Source organism: Candidatus Leptofilum sp. (assembly GCF_965223525.1).
Taxonomy (GTDB): domain Bacteria; phylum Chloroflexota; class Anaerolineae; order Promineifilales; family Promineifilaceae; genus Leptofilum.
Genome location: NZ_CBDCWX010000005.1, coordinates 949062 through 965736, shown reverse-complemented (window position 1 = coordinate 965736; position 16675 = coordinate 949062). Strand labels below are relative to the sequence as shown.

The following is a 16675-nucleotide window of genomic DNA, read 5'->3' as shown; positions in this document are numbered from 1 at the left end:
GGTGTTGGTAGGGTGAGCATGATTTAATCATACTATTTTTAGCGAATTTTCGCTAGAAATCGGGAAATCGCTAATTTGCTCTTGACGCAGTGCGTTTTTTGATTATACTTTTCTTCACAAACAGCGAATTTTCGCTGACAGAGTAAATTAACAAGCCGGGTCGGGTATGGTTTTATTGCGAATGCTGGGAGAGACATTGCAATGAATTTTCAACTTTTGACACAAATTCTTTTTAGGCATTTTAATCGCAATGAACTGTTCGAATTATGTCTTATCTTGTTAATCCCAATTAAGAGATCAAAGGAACCCAAAATAGGCTTGGTATTAAAAATAATTGAATATTGTGAGGATGAGGGTTTACACAAGGAATTAATAGCCTATGTCATTCTATACCGCTCATTTTTGTCGGAAATGCTTGCGCCCTACCTTTGTGATTGTACTAAAAATTTTCCTAATGCAGAGTATTTTGCTCGTGAATTAAGAAATTATCATACCAAAAACATGAATTCTTATATTCGATTATTTTCATCACAAGAAGAAGCACGGAGAACATTAAAACAACAAAAGAAAACTAGAGTTTTTCTGTCTGAATTTGCTCTGCCTATTGATTTTCAGGGTAGTTCACCAGACTATATTTTTCATTACTAAGGAGCCTCCCACATGACCCACGAATTTGAGCTGACTGGTAGCATCCACCCCGGATTTGATCGCATTCTAACCCCCGATGCCCTTAGATTTGTTGCTGCGCTTGATGCTGCTTTTGGCGAACGGCGTCACGCTTTGCTGAAGCAGCGGGACGTGCGGCAGGCACGTTTGGACGCGGGAGAGATGCCGGACTTTTTGCCGGAAACGGCCGTAATTCGCCAATCAGAGTGGAAAGTGGCTCCCATCCCCGCCGACCTGATGGATCGTCGTGTGGAAATCACCGGCCCCGTGGATCGCAAAATGGTCATCAACGCGCTGAACTCTGGTGCCAATATGTACATGGCCGACTTTGAAGATTCCCATTCCCCGACCTGGTTTGACACCGTTCAGGGGCAAATTAACCTGAGCGACGCCATTGACGGCACGATTACCTTTACCAACCCCAACGGTAAGTTCTATCAACTGAATGAAACGATTGCCACTTTGCTGGTGCGCCCCCGTGGTTGGCATCTGGACGAGAAGCATATGGTTGTGAACGGCCGTTCCGTCTCTGCCTCCCTCTTTGATTTTGGTCTCTTCTTTTTCCACAACGCCCAAAAATTGCTGGATAAAGGCAGCGGCCCCTACTTTTACCTGCCTAAATTAGAAAGCCATTTGGAAGCCCGCCTGTGGAACGATGTGTTTGTGATGGCCCAGGATATGCTGAGCGTGCCCCAGGGCAGCATTCGCGCCACCGTCCTCATCGAAAACATATTAGTTGCTTTTGAGATGGACGAGATTTTGTACGAATTGCGGGATCATTCCGCTGGTTTGAACTGTGGCCGTTGGGATTACATCTTCAGCGCCATCCGCAAATTCCGCAAACATCCCAACTTTGTTTTGCCGGACCGCGCCGAAGTGACGATGACGACGCACATGATGCGTTCCTACTCGTTGCTGCTCATCAAAACGTGTCACCGGCGCGGCATTCACGCCATGGGCGGCATGGCAGCTCAAATTCCCATCAAGAACAATCCTGAAGCGAACGAAACCGCGCTAGGCAAGGTGCGCGCCGACAAAAAGCGCGAAGCAGAAGACGGGCATGACGGCACCTGGGTTGCACATCCGGCCTTGGTAGCCATTGCCAAAGAAGAGTTCGACAAGGTGATGCCTGGCCCCAACCAAATTGATTGGCTGCGGGAAGATGTGGAAATTACGGCCGTAGATTTGCTCACCGTGCCGCAGGGCAGCATCACCGAAGCGGGGCTGCGCGTCAACATGGACGTGGGCATTCAATACATGGCTTCTTGGCTAGACGGCAGCGGCTGTGTACCCATCTATAACCTGATGGAAGATGCCGCCACCGCCGAAATCTCACGCGCTCAGGTGTGGCAATGGTTGCACAATCCGGGGACGAAACTGGCAGACGGCCGTTCCATCACCCCAGATCTTCTGCACGAACTGATGCCCGCCGTGATGCAGCAAATAGAAACGGCCGTTGGCAGCGAGCGATTCAACCAGGGTAAATACCAGGATGCCAGCAAACTGTTCCAGGAAATCATCATTGGGCAGGAGTTCACTGAATTTTTAACCCTGCCCGCTTACGAACGTCTAAATTAAAGAGCCACAGAGGAAAAAGAGAAAGCAGAGAAAAGATTCAACCTCTCAAAAAACTTTGTGGTCTCTGTGGCTAAAAAGAATTCGTTTTTTGGCGGCACAAGTCAAAATATCGCCGCACATTTTTAGCAATCAGTTTCTTAATCAAAACTCGGAGGAGTGAGCATGTTAAAACAGTACGACGTATCGCAAATGGAAACCAGTTGGAAATTTGATAAGCGGTGGCAGGGTATTGTACGGCCGTACACCAGCCATGATGTTTGCCGCTTGCGGGGAACCATCCAAATTGAACACACCCTGGCCCGAATGGGTGCTGAACGTCTCTGGCGGCTGATGCATAAAGAAGATTATGTCAATGCGTTAGGCGCACTCAGCGGCAACCAGGCCGTGCAAATGGTGCAGGCTGGCCTCAAAGCCATTTACCTGAGCGGCTGGCAGGTGGCGGCCGATGCCAACGGCGTGGGGCACACTTACCCAGACCAAAGCCTCTACCCGGCCGACAGTGCACCCAAATTGGCCAAACGCATCAATAACGCGCTCATGCGCGCCGACCAGATTTACCACATGAACAGCCAAAACGGCGTCTACTGGTTTGCCCCCATCGTGGCCGACGCTGAATCTGGCTTTGGTGGCTCACTCAATGCCTTTGAGCTCATGAAAATGATGATTGAAGCGGGCGTGGCGGGCGTTCATTTTGAAGATCAGCTTTCCTCTGCCAAGAAATGTGGGCACATGGGCGGCAAGGTGCTCGTACCCACCCGTGAATTCATCCAAAAACTGGTTTCTGCGCGCCTCGCTGCCGACGTGATGGGCGTGCCCACCGTCCTCATTGCCCGCACCGACGCCGATTCGGCTCAACTGATCACCAGCGATATTGATCCGCGCGACCAGCCATTCATCACTGGCCAACGCACGGGTGAAGGGTTCTACAACGTGAAGGGTGGCTTGGAAAGCGCCATCGCGCGCGGCCTTTCTTACGCCCCATACGCCGACGTGATTTGGTGCGAAACCTCCACGCCAGACCTGGGCGAAGCCAAAGAGTTTGCCGATGCCATCCATGAGCAATACCCTGGCAAGATGTTGGCCTACAACTGTTCACCGTCCTTCAATTGGCGGCGCAACCTGGATGAAGCCACGATTGCCCAGTTCCACCTGGAACTGGGTAAGATGGGCTACAAGTTCCAGTTTGTTACGCTGGCCGGGTTCCACGCGCTGAACACCAGCATGTTTGAGCTGGCGCTGGCCTACAAGCAAGAAGGCATGGCTGGCTACTCACGTTTGCAGCAGCATGAGTTTGACCTGGAAGCCAGCGACGGCTATCGGGCTATCAAACATCAGAGCTTTGTTGGCGCAGGCTACTTTGACGAGGTTCAACTGACGGTTTCGGGTGGTGAGGCATCTACCGCTGCCATGAAAGGCTCTACCGAAGAAGCTCAGTTTGACGACGAACTCGTTCCGGCACACTAAATTTTCCTAAATTCTTCCATTCACTCCTTGGTAAAAGAAGCGGCCGTTTGTGGGAAACGGCCGTTTCTTTTTGCCTAATTTCCCTAGCTACAGTTCTGAATTTAGCATCAAATTATCACGAATTCGCGTCAATTCGATGCCAAACTTCCATTCGTTACGGTAGCCCATTTTGATGGGAACTCCTCTAATTTTCCGCGTAAGCTAAACGTTAACTTTGCCCCATTAGCATACCCCTACGATATCAACAGTAATTCTGCTTCGCATCCAAGAGAACTATGCAGTCATTAGAGCAAGAAATGTTTATAGAGCCCGACAAGATGGTTGAATCTTCGGCAGGATTGAAGATTTTTTTATTTGGTTCGCCATCTTTTTTTATAGATGGGCAGCCCATTGCCGACACATCGTCTAACAAGGTTGAGGCCTTGCTTGCCTATTTGGTGTGCCATCCACACCCCCATTTGCGTGATGCGTTGGCTTCCCTGCTGTTTAACGCAAACTCACGTAATCAGGCCAACAGCAATTTGCGCGTTTTGCTTTCCCGACTGCGCCGTGTCTGTGAAGACACGGTGTTGATTACGCGGCAAACGGTTCGGCTAAATCCTTCGTATAAAGTTTGGTTGGATACGGCCGTTTTCCAGCAAACCATCGCCCAACAACCAGAAACCGCTATCGAACTCTACAAAGGTGATTTTTTGGAAACCGTGCAAGTGCAAGATGCCAAAAGGTTTGTGGAGTGGGCTGCGCTAAAGCGCGAGGAGCACCGTTTGCTGGCGATAGAAACATTATTGCAGCTCATAAAAAAATACGAAGCATGTGGCGAATTGGAGAGAGCTATCTACTTCGCCCAGCAACTGCTTTCCATTGAACCGCATCATGAAGGCTGGCACCGCTGGCTCATTCAACTGCATTTGCAAGCGGGGCAGCGTGACGAAGCAAAAAAACAGCTTCAAGCCTGTCAACAAATCATCCAAGAAACATTTGGGCAAGAATTATCCTCGCAAAGCCAAGCTCTCCTCCCCTAATTTTTTTTGAAACGAACCACCAATATGTAGGGGGACACCCCCGTGTGCCCCCACCTTTGCGTATGTTCTAAATGAGCAGACACGGGGATCTGCCCCTGCAAAGCAATTTCCCAATTTACAAACAATTTACAAACGCATTGCAACTTTCGAGAATCTGTCCGGTATCTATAAGCAGTAATGGAGAGTGGCGAGTTCAAAGGTCTATGAACTAACAACCAGCGACTAGCCACCATACCTAAGGAGACATTCTCATGGTTGACGTCTATATCGTTGTTTATACCCTGCTTGGTATTTTGATCTGTTTGCCCGCGCTGCTGCTGGCGCTGAACCTGCTGATGCCTCAAATCACCCAGCGCATTGAAACGCGCCTGGAAAAAACGCCGGGTAAAAGTTTTGTGCTGGGGGTGCCGGTAACGGCCGCTTTCCTTCTCTGGATCGCCATTACCGCCAATATCCCTGGTATCGGGCAGGGGAGCGCATTTTTAGCCGCCTTTGTGGGCATGGGGCTGGGCACGCTAGGCGCGGCGGGCATGTCTCGCCTGCTGGCCAAGCGTGTCAAGCTGCTAGCCAACCCCAGCTCTGAAGTGCTCAATTTACTGCGCGGCGCGGTGATGTATGAACTGGCTTGCCTCTTCCCCATCGTCGGCTGGTTTTTGTTTGCGCCCGTCGTGGGCATTACGGTACTGGGTGCGGCCGTTTTCGGACTGCTTGGTTGGTTACCACGGCCGTCGGTAAGTGAGCAGGTGGTGGTAGCCAGTAATCAGTAATCGGTGAACGGTAATCGGATTACCGATTACTGATAACAAATTACCGATCACCGTTCCGAAGGAATCTGACATGAGATTAACCAGACGCGACTTTTTACGACTCGGTGGGCTAACGGCCGTTGCTGCCGGAAGCGCTGGGTGCAGTGTGGTGGGGCGAGAGCTGGTGCAAAATGAGCTGCCGGAGACGCTGGTGCCACCCGCAGCTATTCCCGGCACCATCCCCCTCACCCAAGCTGCCCCCGCTTTGCCCACGCTGGCTGTTGAGCCTGCCCGACGGCTGCTCAACCGGGCGGGCTACGGCCCCAGACCCGGTGAGGTTGAGCGCGTCAACCAGATTGGGTTTGCTGCGTATTTGGAAGAGCAACTCAACCCGGACGATATTGAGGATTTAGCTGGTAGCCTCATTGCCCGGCACCAGACACTTTACCAGATGGATGCGAGCGTATTGGTGGGGCAAGAGCCGCAAGACGCCGTCCTGGAGCTCATCGGTGGTACGTTTATGCGGGCCATCTACTCCAAGCGGCAGCTTTATGAGGCAATGGTGGAATTCTGGTCAGACCATTTCAACATTTACCTACGCAAAGAGCGGCTGATGCCCCTGGCCAAAATTGTAGACGACCGGGATGTGATACGGCCGTATGCCCTGGGCAACTTCCGCGATTTGCTAGGTGCCTCTGCCAAAAGCCCCGCCATGATGATCTACCTGGACAACATCAGCAATGAAAAGAGCCATCCCAACGAAAATTACGCCCGCGAACTGCTGGAACTGCACACGCTGGGCGTAACCGGCGGCTACACTCAACAAGATGTGCAGGAAGTGGCGCGGATGCTCACGGGATGGACGGTGGCGCGACGCGGCCGTTTGCGCGGGCAGTTCATTTTTGATGAAGAAATCCACGACTTTGGCGAAAAGCAGGTGCTGGGCACAACCTTTCCAGCCGGACGAGGTGAAGCTGATGTGGAAGAGCTGCTCGATTTGCTGGCGTTGCACCCATCTACCGCCAACTTTTTAGCCACCAAGCTGGTACGCCGCTTTGTAGCCGACGATCCGCCCGCAGAACTGGTTAGCCAGATAGCAGATGTCTTCCTGCAAAGCGGCGGCGAGATCAAGCCAATGCTGCGGACGCTCTTCCTGAGTGAGCAATTTGCCACTGCCCCTGCCAAACTGAAACGGCCGCATACTTACATGGTCTCGGTGTTACGCACGCTGCACGTAGATTTTAACTTGGGGCGAGGCCGCGCCATCGCCAACTGGATGCAAATGATGGGGCAACCGCTATTCCAGTGGCCGCCGCCAGATGGCTACCCGGACATTTCATCAGCGTGGACTGCCAATCTGCTACCCCGCTGGAACTTTGCCCTGGCGCTACTGCACAACCAGATTCCGGGAGCCACCGTGCCGCTGGAAGATATTGTGGCGGCAGGCGGGGCAGAAACGGCCGTTGACATCCTGCAACTGTTCGGGGGATTGGTATACGGCCGTTCCCTACGAGAAGATGAACTGGCCCTGTTCACCGACTACGTGGGTAGCCAGCCCAGCAACAACCGGGAAGTGCGCCAGCGACTGCGCGATTGTGTCGCCCTCATGCTCGCCAGCCCCGAATTTCAATGGACGTAAACATTCGTAGGGGCGACCTGCCGGGTCGCCCTTACAAAATGGAGAACCAAAATGACAACCCAAACCAACCATTGCCAGGAATATGAACAAGTCAGCCGCCGCACCTTTTTGAGCCGAGGCGTACAGTCGGCCGCCGCGTTGATGTTTGGCAACAAGCTGGTGGCGCTGCCAACCTGGATGCCGCGCATTAGCCTGGCCGACCCCCACGTGGGGCCAGCGGGCGACACGCTCGTCTGCGTCTTTTTGCGTGGCGGAGCCGATGGCCTGAACATGGTCGTGCCGCACGGCGACGACGACTATTACAGCCACCGTCCCCTCATTGGCATTCCCCGGCCAGATGATAACGGTGCGTCAGACGGCCGTACCGTTGACCTCGACGGCTTTTTTGGCCTGCACCCTGCGCTTGGCTCCCTGCACGACATTTATGCAGCGGGCGACATGACCTTCATCCATGCCACCGGCTCGCCAGATGAATCTCGCTCCCACTTTGAGGCAATGGATTTGATGGAGCGCGGCGCAACGGAAAATGGGGACTACACCGGCTGGTTGGCGCGCCATCTGGCCACGTTAGACAGTGGCAACAGCTCCGCGCTGCGCGCTGTGGGCATTGGCGATATGCTGCCCGCCTCACTCACCGGCGCCGTCTCGTCCACCGCGCTGCAATCCATTGCGGAGTACCATTTGGGCGGCAGGCCAGAGCAAATTGGGCAGATGACTACCTTGCTGCAAACGCTTTACAACCAAAATGAAGATATGCTCACAGCGGCGGCGCAGCAAACCTTTGCCTCCATCGAGGTGTTGGGCAAGATTGATACGGAAGGGTACGTGGGGAACGGCCGTCCTTACCAGGAAAATGAGTTCGGCCAAGCGATGCGAATGGTAGCCCAGCTCATCAAGGCAGACGTGGGCGTGGAGGTTGCCTGTATAGACGTAGGCGGCTGGGACACACACGTCGCCCAGGGCGGCACTGTGGGCACAATGGCCGGCATCTTGCAAGAGCTTTCCGATGGCCTGATTGCCTTCTACGAAGATTTACAGGCACAGATGGGCAGCGTCACGGTGGTTGTCATGTCTGAATTTGGGCGGCGGCTGCAAGAAAATGGCGGCCTGGGCACAGACCACGGCCACGGCAACATGATGATGGTGATGGGCGGCGGCATCAGCGGCGGGCAGGTCTTCGCCCGCTGGCCCGGCCTGCACGATGAGCAGCTTGTCGGCCCCGGCGACCTCGCCATCACCACCGACTACCGGGACGTCCTGGGGGAAATCATCCAAAAGCGACTCAATAACCCGCTTCTCCCCGCCATCTTTCCAAATTACACCGTTAATTCATTTGGGTTGGCTGTACCTAGGTAACGCTTGCTTGGGCAGCAGGCGGGTTAGGAGACTATTTTCGGGCTTAACAAAACATTGAAAAAGCCCCAATCTCGCCTGTCCGCTCCAAGCGTTGTTAGCTTCCGTATGGATCACTTGGGTTTTCCAGTAGCCTAGGTTGAAAGTTTTGCTTTGGTTTTAAATAAGTGGAGTTGGTTCCTGAAATTAATCTTTGTGACGCAATTTCATGAAATTCTGTATTAATCTCAAATCCAATGAAATTCCGTTCCAAGCGTTTTGCTGCAACAGCGGTTGTTCCACTTCCCATAAAAGGGTCAAGAATCGTCTGACCTTTGATCGTTGTCAATTTGATCAGAAACTCGATCAATTTAACTGGTTTTTGCGCCTCATGAATACGCCTTTCGTTTTTGCTAAATCCAAATTCAAGCATGTTGGTTGGATTAGTTCCTTGAATTTGACAATCTCCAAAATTCATGGCTCCCACTGAATGTTCTAATACGTTATCGGCAATTGTACCGCCAATCTTATAGGGTTTAACGAACCACGCTATAGGTTCAAAGATGGGAGCTAAATTCCCTAAACGCCAACCTTGCCATTGCTCGGCTTGTTGCTTTAAACCGCGTCTTTCAAAAACTATACTTATTCTCTGTGCTCGATGATGAGCAGATGGTTTTTTCCAAGCAAGTACATCTTTTAATAAAAACCCGCTGTCCTCAAAAGCATTAATAGCCCGGTGTATTGTTCGCCTGGCACCAAAAATGAATAAAGAGGAACCCTTCTTCATTTTTGGCATCAATAGTTCAGCCCAAGATTGACACCACTCTTGATATTCCTTACCAATATTTCGATCTGCTTGTGACCAACCATTGATTGGTTTCCCGCGTCTCTTGAAAGCTGTTTTTCCTTTTTGTGCAGGTGACTGACCTAATAAAGCGGAATTAGTATTTTCGTGTAATACATCCCAATCATCCAAGTTAATACCATATGGAATGTCTGAGAGAAACAGATCGATGCTATTTTCTGCTAACGATGGAATGTATTCCCTACAGTCACCCAACGTTATTTTGTTCAAATATACTTTTTCCATTCCTTACCTCGAGTTGAGAATCCCATTGTCCGCAACTTTATTTATTGCTTTAACGCGATTATCTATTTTGCGTGACTTCAAGACTTCTTTGATTGCTTCATCACGAGACAACCGCATGATACGCTCCCGTTCACGCGCTAGAAATTGCAGAGCTTCTTGTTTAGAAATGCCAATGGATTCAGTTAATGCTATTTTCTCTTCACGCCATAACTCAGAAAGTATCTTATCAAAATCCAAAATTGCCGTATTGATCGCTTGCCAGTAGGCAATAGCATTTTTTGAAGGATTTAGGGTTTCAACAGTTTTAAATACCTTATGAAGCAGATCGATCGCTCTTTCTTGGCCTGCAAGCTCAGCATATCTTATTCCAACTGTCAGGTGTGTATATGTAGAAACTAAAACGGATCTAGTCGCAGCTTGTTGATAAATCTGGCTTGTTCGAGAAGGTAACTGATAAGCTGGACAGACTACAGTGGCAAATGGTTTACCATGTTTCCAATTGTCCATTGCCTGAACCTTGAAATCCTTCTGGTTCTTTGCTGTACGGCTAAGTCGAAATGCTTTTGCATCAGCGACAAAACTGTATTTTTCAGTGACACATTCTACATCTGCAACATCTGCACGTTCTTTTAAGACAAGGCTTGTAAATCCCATTGCCTTAAATGCTTCATGAATAACAACATCTGTATACTTTGAATATAGTTTTTCTTCAGAGCTATCGTGACGATAACCCTCTGGAATTGCGCCACATAATCGTAAATGCCCAAGCAAGGCAGCAATTCCATTCTCGCTTATTTCTTGAGAAAGTTCTGCTTCTACCCTTTCAGCATCAACGCCAAAATCACCACTCAAGCGACTTATTTCGTTGATCCAATATGCTCGATTTTCTATCTGTTGTTCAGAAATAATATTCATAATGATATTGTTGCACATAAACTAAAATAGGGGAAGCTAGCATATATTAGTCTGCACGTGGGCGGCCTAAAATTGCTTATTTATTGTTATCTTGCGTGTTTCGCAGCAAAAAACCTGCACAATTTGTGACATACGCTTTATTTCTTAGGTTTATGCCGCACGCTTGCATGATAAATGCACAGGGGTAGTATAAATCTGGCAAAATCTTTTAGCAATATCGGTACGATTATTCTCGCCATTTTGATCATTGACGTAATTTGTGGAATCGTGTACGCTTGCAGGGTAGATTTCGCGAGGTTGTCCTGGATTCAAAAGCGTTGCCCGGACTCAAAAAGTCGGGAAGCGCTTTTTTTCTTGGCAAAATCGCAGGTAGGCGGCCAAATTTAGAAAAAATAGATGTGGTTACAAAACGGCCGTTTACATAGAACCACAAGGAGAATCTTTTTCGATGTCAGATTTAACAACCGGAACCGTCAAATGGTTCAACGATTCAAAAGGCTTTGGCTTTATTGCTGTAGATGATGGCGATGATGTATTTGTTCATTATTCAGCAATCAATGGTTCCGGCCGTAGAACTTTGTACGAAGGTCAACGTGTCGAGTTTAGCATTGAAGCTGGCCCCAAAGGCCCCGCTGCTGCTAACGTAACGGCCGTCTAAAGTTTTAGACAGCATACTTTTGAAGTTAAGAAAAGGCACCCACCCGGGTGTCTTTTTTGTTGCCTGCTAAGCAAATCACAAGAAGATTTTTAAAATAAGCGAACCTTCTTTGTTGTGATTTGCTCAAGTAAAAGCGGGAGAAATGGATCTTCTTATTTTCAAAAACTTTCCCGCTTTTACACAACAAGAGGGAACTTTTGCAATGGGCTTGACGTTTATATGACGGACAGTTTGAGAAATGATTCACAAGCCGTTACCAAACCTAAATTTATGTTTCGAGGAGAAATTAGAAATGAAGTTTCACACCAAGTTTGCAAAAGTTTTCGCTTTGAGTTTACTCATCATCATCACAATGGTTGCTTGCAGTCCGGCTGGTTCGGGCGGCAATCTGGAGCCAGAGATTGACTCGGTACCCAATTTGGAGGGTAGCTGGGTTTTGGAGAAATTTGGGCCAGAAGGAGAAGAAACGGCCGTACTCCCCAACACATCTATTACCCTCAATTTTGAAGATGGGCGCATTGGTGGTTCGGCTGGCTGCAACAGCTACTTTGCCGAATTTACGCAGGCGGACAATATGCTCTCATTTGGCGTCATTGGCGCAACCAGAATGGCCTGTATCGAAGGCATGGAGCAGGAAGCTGCCTATTTGGCCGCCTTAGAATCTGTTAGCAGCTACTCGGTAGCCGACGACCAGCTAACCCTGATCTACGAAAACGGCACGCTAATCTTTATGACAGCCCCGGCAGACGAATCTTCTGATGAGTTGGATGCTAACGAAGAGGCAAAAACGCTTTTTGTTGGCCCGGAATTGGTAGATTGCGTTGGCGTTGCCCCACAAAAATGTATGCAAGTTAAGGACAGTTTGGATGGTGAATGGACGTTATTCTACGACCAGATCGTCGGGTTTGAGTATGAGCCTGGCTTTGAATATGAGCTGCGCGTTACCGAAACTGAAATCGAGAATCCGCCAGCAGATGGCTCGTCTATTGAAGTTGCTTTGGTAGAGATTGTGAGCAAAACGGCCGTCACTCGCACGCCTGAACCGCAGCCAGAAGTCAATGAGCTGATTGGCAGCAGTTGGGTGTTGGTATCCTTTGGCTCGACCGATAACCAGACGGCCGTACTGCCTAACACCCAACTCACGCTTAACTTTGAAAATGAGCAGATCAATGGTTCGGCTGGCTGCAACAGCTACTTTGCCGATGCAACTGTTGGCATGGATGGCAGTCTGGAATTTGGCCTGATGGGCAGCACGCTAATGGCTTGTCTGGACGAAGCGGTATCGCAGCAGGAAAGTGACTTTTTAGCTGCGCTGGCACAGGCAACCAGCTATACGCTTGCAGATAACCAACTTGCTTTGCACATGCCAGACGGAGTTCTGCTATTTGTACCCGCCTCCATGCACCAAAGCGGCGCGGACGATGCAGAGGTGGTAGATTGGGAAACGGCCGTTGCCATCCTGAACAGTGGCGACGTGGTAGAAATCTTCCAAACCCACAGCCTGGACGTGACGCTGACGTTGGCAGACGGCCGTATCATCAAAACGGTTGAACCGACAATTGACGATATTTTTACCGCGGTCAATGATTGCGGCGACCCATGTAGTGGCATCATGATGGCAACCGAGTAATGTTCCCATCTCTCTTATAAAGAAACAACTTCCGCACCATCCCCCAGAGCTTTAAGCAAATCGGCCGTCCTCATGAGGACGGCCGTTCCTCTTACCCCAGACCCCAATGAAATCTCCGTTTGGTTAAGCACAGATTGATCAACAAGGATGCGAACAGGCTTAGGTAACCCAAAGGGAGCCACCGCGCCGATTTCGTAGCCAGTAATGCGGCGCAAATCATCTGGTTTGGCCATTGTTAGGCGGGATAAACCTAATGTACGACGTAACTGCTTCCAATCAATTTGCTGTGGCCCAGCGACCAAAACCATCAGGAAGTCGTCTTGCGCCAAACGAAAGAGCAAGCTACGCACCACCTGCTCCGGCTGCTGGTTGCGTTCTTTAGCGGCTTGCTCAAGCGAGCGGACGGGGCCGTTGTGGGTGAAGAGAGTGTAGGGGATTTGCTTCTGGTCGAGTTCAAGCGTGACGGGCGTTTCAATCATCGTTTTGGCCACAGAGTACGTGGATTTTTAATTAAATATAACCTAAGTTGCTACCTTAACAGTCAAAAATGGTGAAGTCCATGAAAGCCAAGTAAAGTGGGTTTGAACCACCAAACCATTTTTACGAGGACAATCATGGACGAACAAATTGTAGCGATTTACACGCTGGTTAACGACCTTTTGCTTGGTTTAGGTCATCATGAAAACAGTCAATGCCGCATGAACGATTCCGAGGTCATCACCACAGCAATCGTGGCTGCTCTGTTTTTTAGCGGCAATTATGAACTTGCCCGTGCCTTCTTGCATCAAGGCGGCTACATACCAACCATGTTGAGCAAAAGTCGGTATTCACGTCGTCTGCATCGAGTGAGCCATTACATCGTGACCTTTATCGAGATGTTGGGCGCCCACTGGAAAGGGGTCAGTAGCGATTCGATTTACGTGATCGATACCTTTCCTATTGTGGTGTGTGACAATTGGCGCATTCGCCGCTGTCGTCTCTATCGAGAAGAGAAGTATCGCGGCAAGATTGCGAGCAAACGCCGCTACTTCTATGGACTCAAACTACATTTGATGGTCACCAGTCAGGGTCAACCAGTTGAGTTCTTCCTAACACCGGGTTCTGAAAGCGATGTGACTCACCTGCGCTCCTTTCAGTTTGACCTACCGACGGGTTCAGAAATCTATGCAGACAAAATCTACAATGATTACACCATGGAAGACTTAATCAATGAGACAAGACAGGTGAAACTATGTCCTGTACGCAAGAAAAACAGCAAACGGCCGTATCCACCGTGGCGCACTTATTGGATAAAACTGCATCGCAAGATTGTGGAGACGACAGGGTCATCCATTGCACGCAGGATGCCGAGGAGCATTCATGCAGTCACAGCCGCAGGCTTTGAGCTGAAAATCGCATTATTTGTTCTGGCTGAGAGTGTCAGCCATATTTTTAAGGTAGCAACTTGAGTTAAATATAGTTGTCATACCCGCGAAGACGGGTTTCCAGGTTTTGTGTGGATGTGGATTCCTGCCTGCACAGGAATGGCTGGTGGAAGAATCGGCACAGTTTTTGATTGCCCTATCTTTTTTCGACAACAAAGGTGGGTACGGTGGAGCCACCGCCAGCAGAGACGTTGAGCAGTGGGTCAGTGGAGAGGCGGGTGAGGCAGCCATCTACGTAATCGCCATGAAAGATGAAGGGGGCAGTGTCCAGCAAGCGATCATAGATTTGCAAACGGCCGTCAATCATGCTGGGATATGGCTCTTCCGGAATCACCACCCGCTCCTGCACGATGTAAGGTTCTGCCAGGGCCTGCTCTACGGCTTGCTCCCAGCCGCTGGCGTTGGTTTGCCAGCCCAGCACGATGCCGTGTCCACCATAATCATCATTCGGTTTTAGCACTAATTGGTCTTTGTATTTGTGCATGAATGGAATCAGGTCAATGGGCAGGCCACCGTAAGTAGTTTTGCGCTCCTCAACGGTGCGTGTCCAGGGGATATGGTTGTGGATAGCGGCCGTTTCTTTTTTGTTAAACAGATGCACATTCCGCTCGTCGCTCAACACAGACAGGCTCATTTTTTTATACAGCAGCTTGCAGCGGAATGGGTTCACCATGGTCACGTTGCCGTCGCGCACGGCGCGTACCACAGGCTGATCCAGCCCACCGCGCTCAATGAGTTCGGTAATCAGCACCCGCTTGTAGATAACGTCTATCTCAAACCCTTCGTGGTGCAGACGGCCGTTTTCATATGCCATTTCACGCGGGTCCACAATCTTGGCTTCATAGCCCTGTGTTTTGAAATATTGGGTGAACAGCTCAAATTCGCTGCGCGTAGGCACATCGTGCCAATCCAGAATGCCAATTTGGGGGCGCTCGGTGCCGCCAGATTGCCGGTACGCATCGAGCAAAACGTGGAGCACGCTGTGGCGGGTGGGCAACGGCCGTACCGCATACCTCCGCAAAAATTCCCCCATCACCGACAGGCCGTAAAACACCTCGTTCAGCACATCGTTGTAGGCAGAAGCAGCGGGGACTTCTGCATTGTACTCCGTAAATTTCAGTTCGCCGGTATCGGTCACGTAAAAGGCATCTAGCCGGGTAAGGGGGGTGTGTCCACGAAATCGTGGTTCGTGTTTGAGAAGCTCTTCTTCCCACCCTACCAAGCCAAACTGCTTGCAAAATTCTGCATCTTTAACGGCTAGCTCAGATATTTTCTCGAAGGCGCGGAGCAACGGCCGTATGGATTTTCGTAAAAACAGATATTGTTGCGGGGTTAAAAAACGAGGACGCAGCACGGTGCATAACGGCCGTTCGCCAAAAAAGAGCCCCCGCTGCTGCATCTGCTCCGTTAGCTGCCCCTGCGACTCTGCCGCCAGCTCATCGGTCAATAAATCATGATAGGTCCGTATTGCTTCCTTCAACGCCATCTTCTCCTCGTCTCGCTGCAAAAAGCTAACCGCAGAGAGCGCGGAGTTTTTATTACTCTCTGCGCTCTCTGTGTCCTCCGCGGTGAAAAAAATCTAAAAAAGTCCGCTCCAACGCATCTCCCCCACTTGCGTTCCCTCTTCCTTTGCCAAACGAATACACATGTCCGCCATCCCTTCCACACACCAGCGATGGAATTCATAGCCCAGCGAATTAACATCCATGTCTGGGGCGGGATTCATAAAGTCAATGGCGTATGGAATGCCGTCGCGGATGGCAAATTCGCAAGTGTTCATATCGTAGCCAAAGGCGCGGCACAATGTTTGGCAATCCGCTACGATGCGGTCGTACATTTCTTGGGAGAGGCCGTCTGGGTGACTGTATTGGCGCGTGTTGGGATCGTACCGCATCACTAACACATTCTCTTGGCCCAACACCATGCAGCGGATGTAATCTTCCCACTCGATGAATTCTTGTAACACCATAGTTAGCAAACCAGATTGATCGTAGCTGCGGTAAAGCTCTTCCATGTCATGACAAATGTATACTTCTTTCCAGCCGCCGCCATGTGCATCTTTTAGCACACAGGGGAAGCCACCCACGTACTCTACCAAATCTTGCCAGGGCATGGGGAAGGCCAAATTGCGTAAACTTTTACTGTGGTCAATGCCGGGAATGTATTCTTTGTTGGGGAGAGCAGCCGTTTTGGGGCTGGCTAATCCTAGTTTTGTAATTAAGGATGCGCCAAAAAATTTGTCGTCGGCCGTCCACATGAAGGGATTGTTGATAACGTGGGTGCCCTGCAGCATGGCATTTTTCAAATAAGAACGGTAATAAGGTACCTCATGTGAAATGCGGTCTACGATGACGGCGTATTCGTGTGGTTCGTTCATTTGTGTGCCGCCAACCGTTACAAATTCTGCAGTGACGCCTTGGTTACGGCCGTTTACTTCCTCAATAAATGCCGGTGGCCAAGACCACTCCATGCCAACCATCAAACCAATCTTTTTTGTCATGCGTCCCTCTC

General features: G+C 50.1%; 15 protein-coding genes. 10 read left to right on the top strand and 5 right to left on the bottom strand.

The genetic code is table 11. From position 1 onward, the window contains the following. Nucleotides 1-201: 201 nt before the first annotated feature. The 7 genes from ACOQPM_RS09670 (at nucleotide 202) to ACOQPM_RS09640 (ending at nucleotide 8471) form a co-directional block, all read left to right on the top strand. Complete coding sequence (locus ACOQPM_RS09670; RefSeq protein ID WP_420629049.1) at nucleotides 202-648, top strand: hypothetical protein; 447 nt, start codon at nucleotides 202-204, stop codon at nucleotides 646-648. A 12-nt stretch (nucleotides 649-660) separates the two neighbouring features. Continuing rightward, entirely contained in the window at nucleotides 661-2244 is a 1584-nt protein-coding gene (gene aceB, locus ACOQPM_RS09665; protein ID WP_420629048.1) for a malate synthase A, read from the top strand. A 162-nt stretch (nucleotides 2245-2406) separates the two neighbouring features. Then, nucleotides 2407-3708 (top strand): isocitrate lyase, encoded by a 1302-nt coding sequence (gene aceA / locus ACOQPM_RS09660; protein ID WP_420629047.1) that lies wholly within the window; start codon nucleotides 2407-2409, stop codon nucleotides 3706-3708. 296 nt (nucleotides 3709-4004) lie between these two features. After that, nucleotides 4005-4730 carry an AfsR/SARP family transcriptional regulator gene (locus ACOQPM_RS09655; protein WP_420629046.1) on the top strand — a complete coding sequence of 242 codons (726 nt, stop codon included), beginning with the start codon at nucleotides 4005-4007 and terminating at the stop codon, nucleotides 4728-4730. 251 nt (nucleotides 4731-4981) lie between these two features. Continuing rightward, on the top strand, nucleotides 4982-5497 hold the full coding sequence (locus ACOQPM_RS09650; RefSeq protein ID WP_420629045.1) for a hypothetical protein: 516 nt from the start codon (nucleotides 4982-4984) through the stop codon (nucleotides 5495-5497). Nucleotides 5498-5567: 70 nt separating this feature from the next. Continuing rightward, a complete protein-coding gene (locus tag ACOQPM_RS09645; RefSeq protein ID WP_420629044.1) occupies nucleotides 5568-7115 on the top strand; it encodes a DUF1800 domain-containing protein in 1548 nt (515 codons plus the stop codon). A 51-nt stretch (nucleotides 7116-7166) separates the two neighbouring features. After that, the gene (locus tag ACOQPM_RS09640) at nucleotides 7167-8471 is read left to right on the top strand and encodes a DUF1501 domain-containing protein (protein ID WP_420629043.1); all 1305 of its coding nucleotides are present in this window, start codon (nucleotides 7167-7169) and stop codon (nucleotides 8469-8471) included. 94 nt (nucleotides 8472-8565) lie between these two features. On the opposite strand, the gene ACOQPM_RS09635 is transcribed toward ACOQPM_RS09640, so the two are convergent. Then, nucleotides 8566-9537: a DNA-methyltransferase gene (locus ACOQPM_RS09635; RefSeq protein ID WP_420629042.1), complete on the bottom strand. Its 972-nt coding sequence runs from the start codon at nucleotides 9535-9537 to the stop codon at nucleotides 8566-8568. Between the two features lie 3 nt (nucleotides 9538-9540). Next, complete coding sequence (locus ACOQPM_RS09630) at nucleotides 9541-10452, bottom strand: HindIII family type II restriction endonuclease (protein WP_420629041.1); 912 nt, start codon at nucleotides 10450-10452, stop codon at nucleotides 9541-9543. Nucleotides 10453-10900: 448 nt separating this feature from the next. On the opposite strand from ACOQPM_RS09630, the gene ACOQPM_RS09625 reads away from it, so the two are divergent. Both ACOQPM_RS09625 and ACOQPM_RS09620 read left to right on the top strand, forming a co-directional pair. Continuing rightward, on the top strand, nucleotides 10901-11110 hold the full coding sequence (locus ACOQPM_RS09625; RefSeq protein ID WP_420629040.1) for a cold-shock protein: 210 nt from the start codon (nucleotides 10901-10903) through the stop codon (nucleotides 11108-11110). 292 nt (nucleotides 11111-11402) lie between these two features. Then, nucleotides 11403-12740, top strand: coding sequence for an META domain-containing protein (locus tag ACOQPM_RS09620; protein ID WP_420629039.1), 1338 nt, complete (start codon nucleotides 11403-11405; stop codon nucleotides 12738-12740). A gap of 14 nt (nucleotides 12741-12754) precedes the next feature. Here the strand turns inward: ACOQPM_RS09620 and ACOQPM_RS09615 are convergent, their stop codons facing one another. Beyond that, a complete protein-coding gene (locus ACOQPM_RS09615) occupies nucleotides 12755-13219 on the bottom strand; it encodes an aminoacyl-tRNA deacylase (protein WP_420629038.1) in 465 nt (154 codons plus the stop codon). A 135-nt stretch (nucleotides 13220-13354) separates the two neighbouring features. Between ACOQPM_RS09615 and ACOQPM_RS09610 the strand changes: the two genes are divergently transcribed. Then, on the top strand, nucleotides 13355-14188 hold the full coding sequence (locus tag ACOQPM_RS09610) for an IS982 family transposase (RefSeq protein WP_420627395.1): 834 nt from the start codon (nucleotides 13355-13357) through the stop codon (nucleotides 14186-14188). 112 nt (nucleotides 14189-14300) lie between these two features. Here ACOQPM_RS09610 and ACOQPM_RS09605 read toward each other — a convergent pair whose 3' ends face one another. Next, entirely contained in the window at nucleotides 14301-15650 is a 1350-nt protein-coding gene (locus ACOQPM_RS09605) for a hypothetical protein (protein ID WP_420629037.1), read from the bottom strand. Nucleotides 15651-15743: 93 nt separating this feature from the next. Next, complete coding sequence (locus tag ACOQPM_RS09600) at nucleotides 15744-16664, bottom strand: ATP-grasp domain-containing protein (RefSeq protein ID WP_420629036.1); 921 nt, start codon at nucleotides 16662-16664, stop codon at nucleotides 15744-15746. Nucleotides 16665-16675: the final 11 nt, after the last annotated feature.

Coding starts and splice junctions, on each gene's coding strand:
- ACOQPM_RS09655 (WP_420629046.1), top strand. CDS start 4,005: ATGTTTATAGAGCCCGACAAGATGGTTGAATCTTCGGCAGGATTGAAG.
- ACOQPM_RS09600 (WP_420629036.1), bottom strand. CDS start 16,664: ATGACAAAAAAGATTGGTTTGATGGTTGGCATGGAGTGGTCTTGGCCA.
- aceA (WP_420629047.1), top strand. CDS start 2,407: ATGTTAAAACAGTACGACGTATCGCAAATGGAAACCAGTTGGAAATTT.
- ACOQPM_RS09645 (WP_420629044.1), top strand. CDS start 5,568: ATGAGATTAACCAGACGCGACTTTTTACGACTCGGTGGGCTAACGGCC.
- ACOQPM_RS09610 (WP_420627395.1), top strand. CDS start 13,355: ATGGACGAACAAATTGTAGCGATTTACACGCTGGTTAACGACCTTTTG.
- ACOQPM_RS09650 (WP_420629045.1), top strand. CDS start 4,982: ATGGTTGACGTCTATATCGTTGTTTATACCCTGCTTGGTATTTTGATC.
- ACOQPM_RS09615 (WP_420629038.1), bottom strand. CDS start 13,219: ATGATTGAAACGCCCGTCACGCTTGAACTCGACCAGAAGCAAATCCCC.
- ACOQPM_RS09670 (WP_420629049.1), top strand. CDS start 202: ATGAATTTTCAACTTTTGACACAAATTCTTTTTAGGCATTTTAATCGC.
- ACOQPM_RS09605 (WP_420629037.1), bottom strand. CDS start 15,650: ATGGCGTTGAAGGAAGCAATACGGACCTATCATGATTTATTGACCGAT.
- ACOQPM_RS09640 (WP_420629043.1), top strand. CDS start 7,167: ATGACAACCCAAACCAACCATTGCCAGGAATATGAACAAGTCAGCCGC.
- ACOQPM_RS09630 (WP_420629041.1), bottom strand. CDS start 10,452: ATGAATATTATTTCTGAACAACAGATAGAAAATCGAGCATATTGGATC.
- ACOQPM_RS09625 (WP_420629040.1), top strand. CDS start 10,901: ATGTCAGATTTAACAACCGGAACCGTCAAATGGTTCAACGATTCAAAA.
- ACOQPM_RS09620 (WP_420629039.1), top strand. CDS start 11,403: ATGAAGTTTCACACCAAGTTTGCAAAAGTTTTCGCTTTGAGTTTACTC.
- aceB (WP_420629048.1), top strand. CDS start 661: ATGACCCACGAATTTGAGCTGACTGGTAGCATCCACCCCGGATTTGAT.
- ACOQPM_RS09635 (WP_420629042.1), bottom strand. CDS start 9,537: ATGGAAAAAGTATATTTGAACAAAATAACGTTGGGTGACTGTAGGGAA.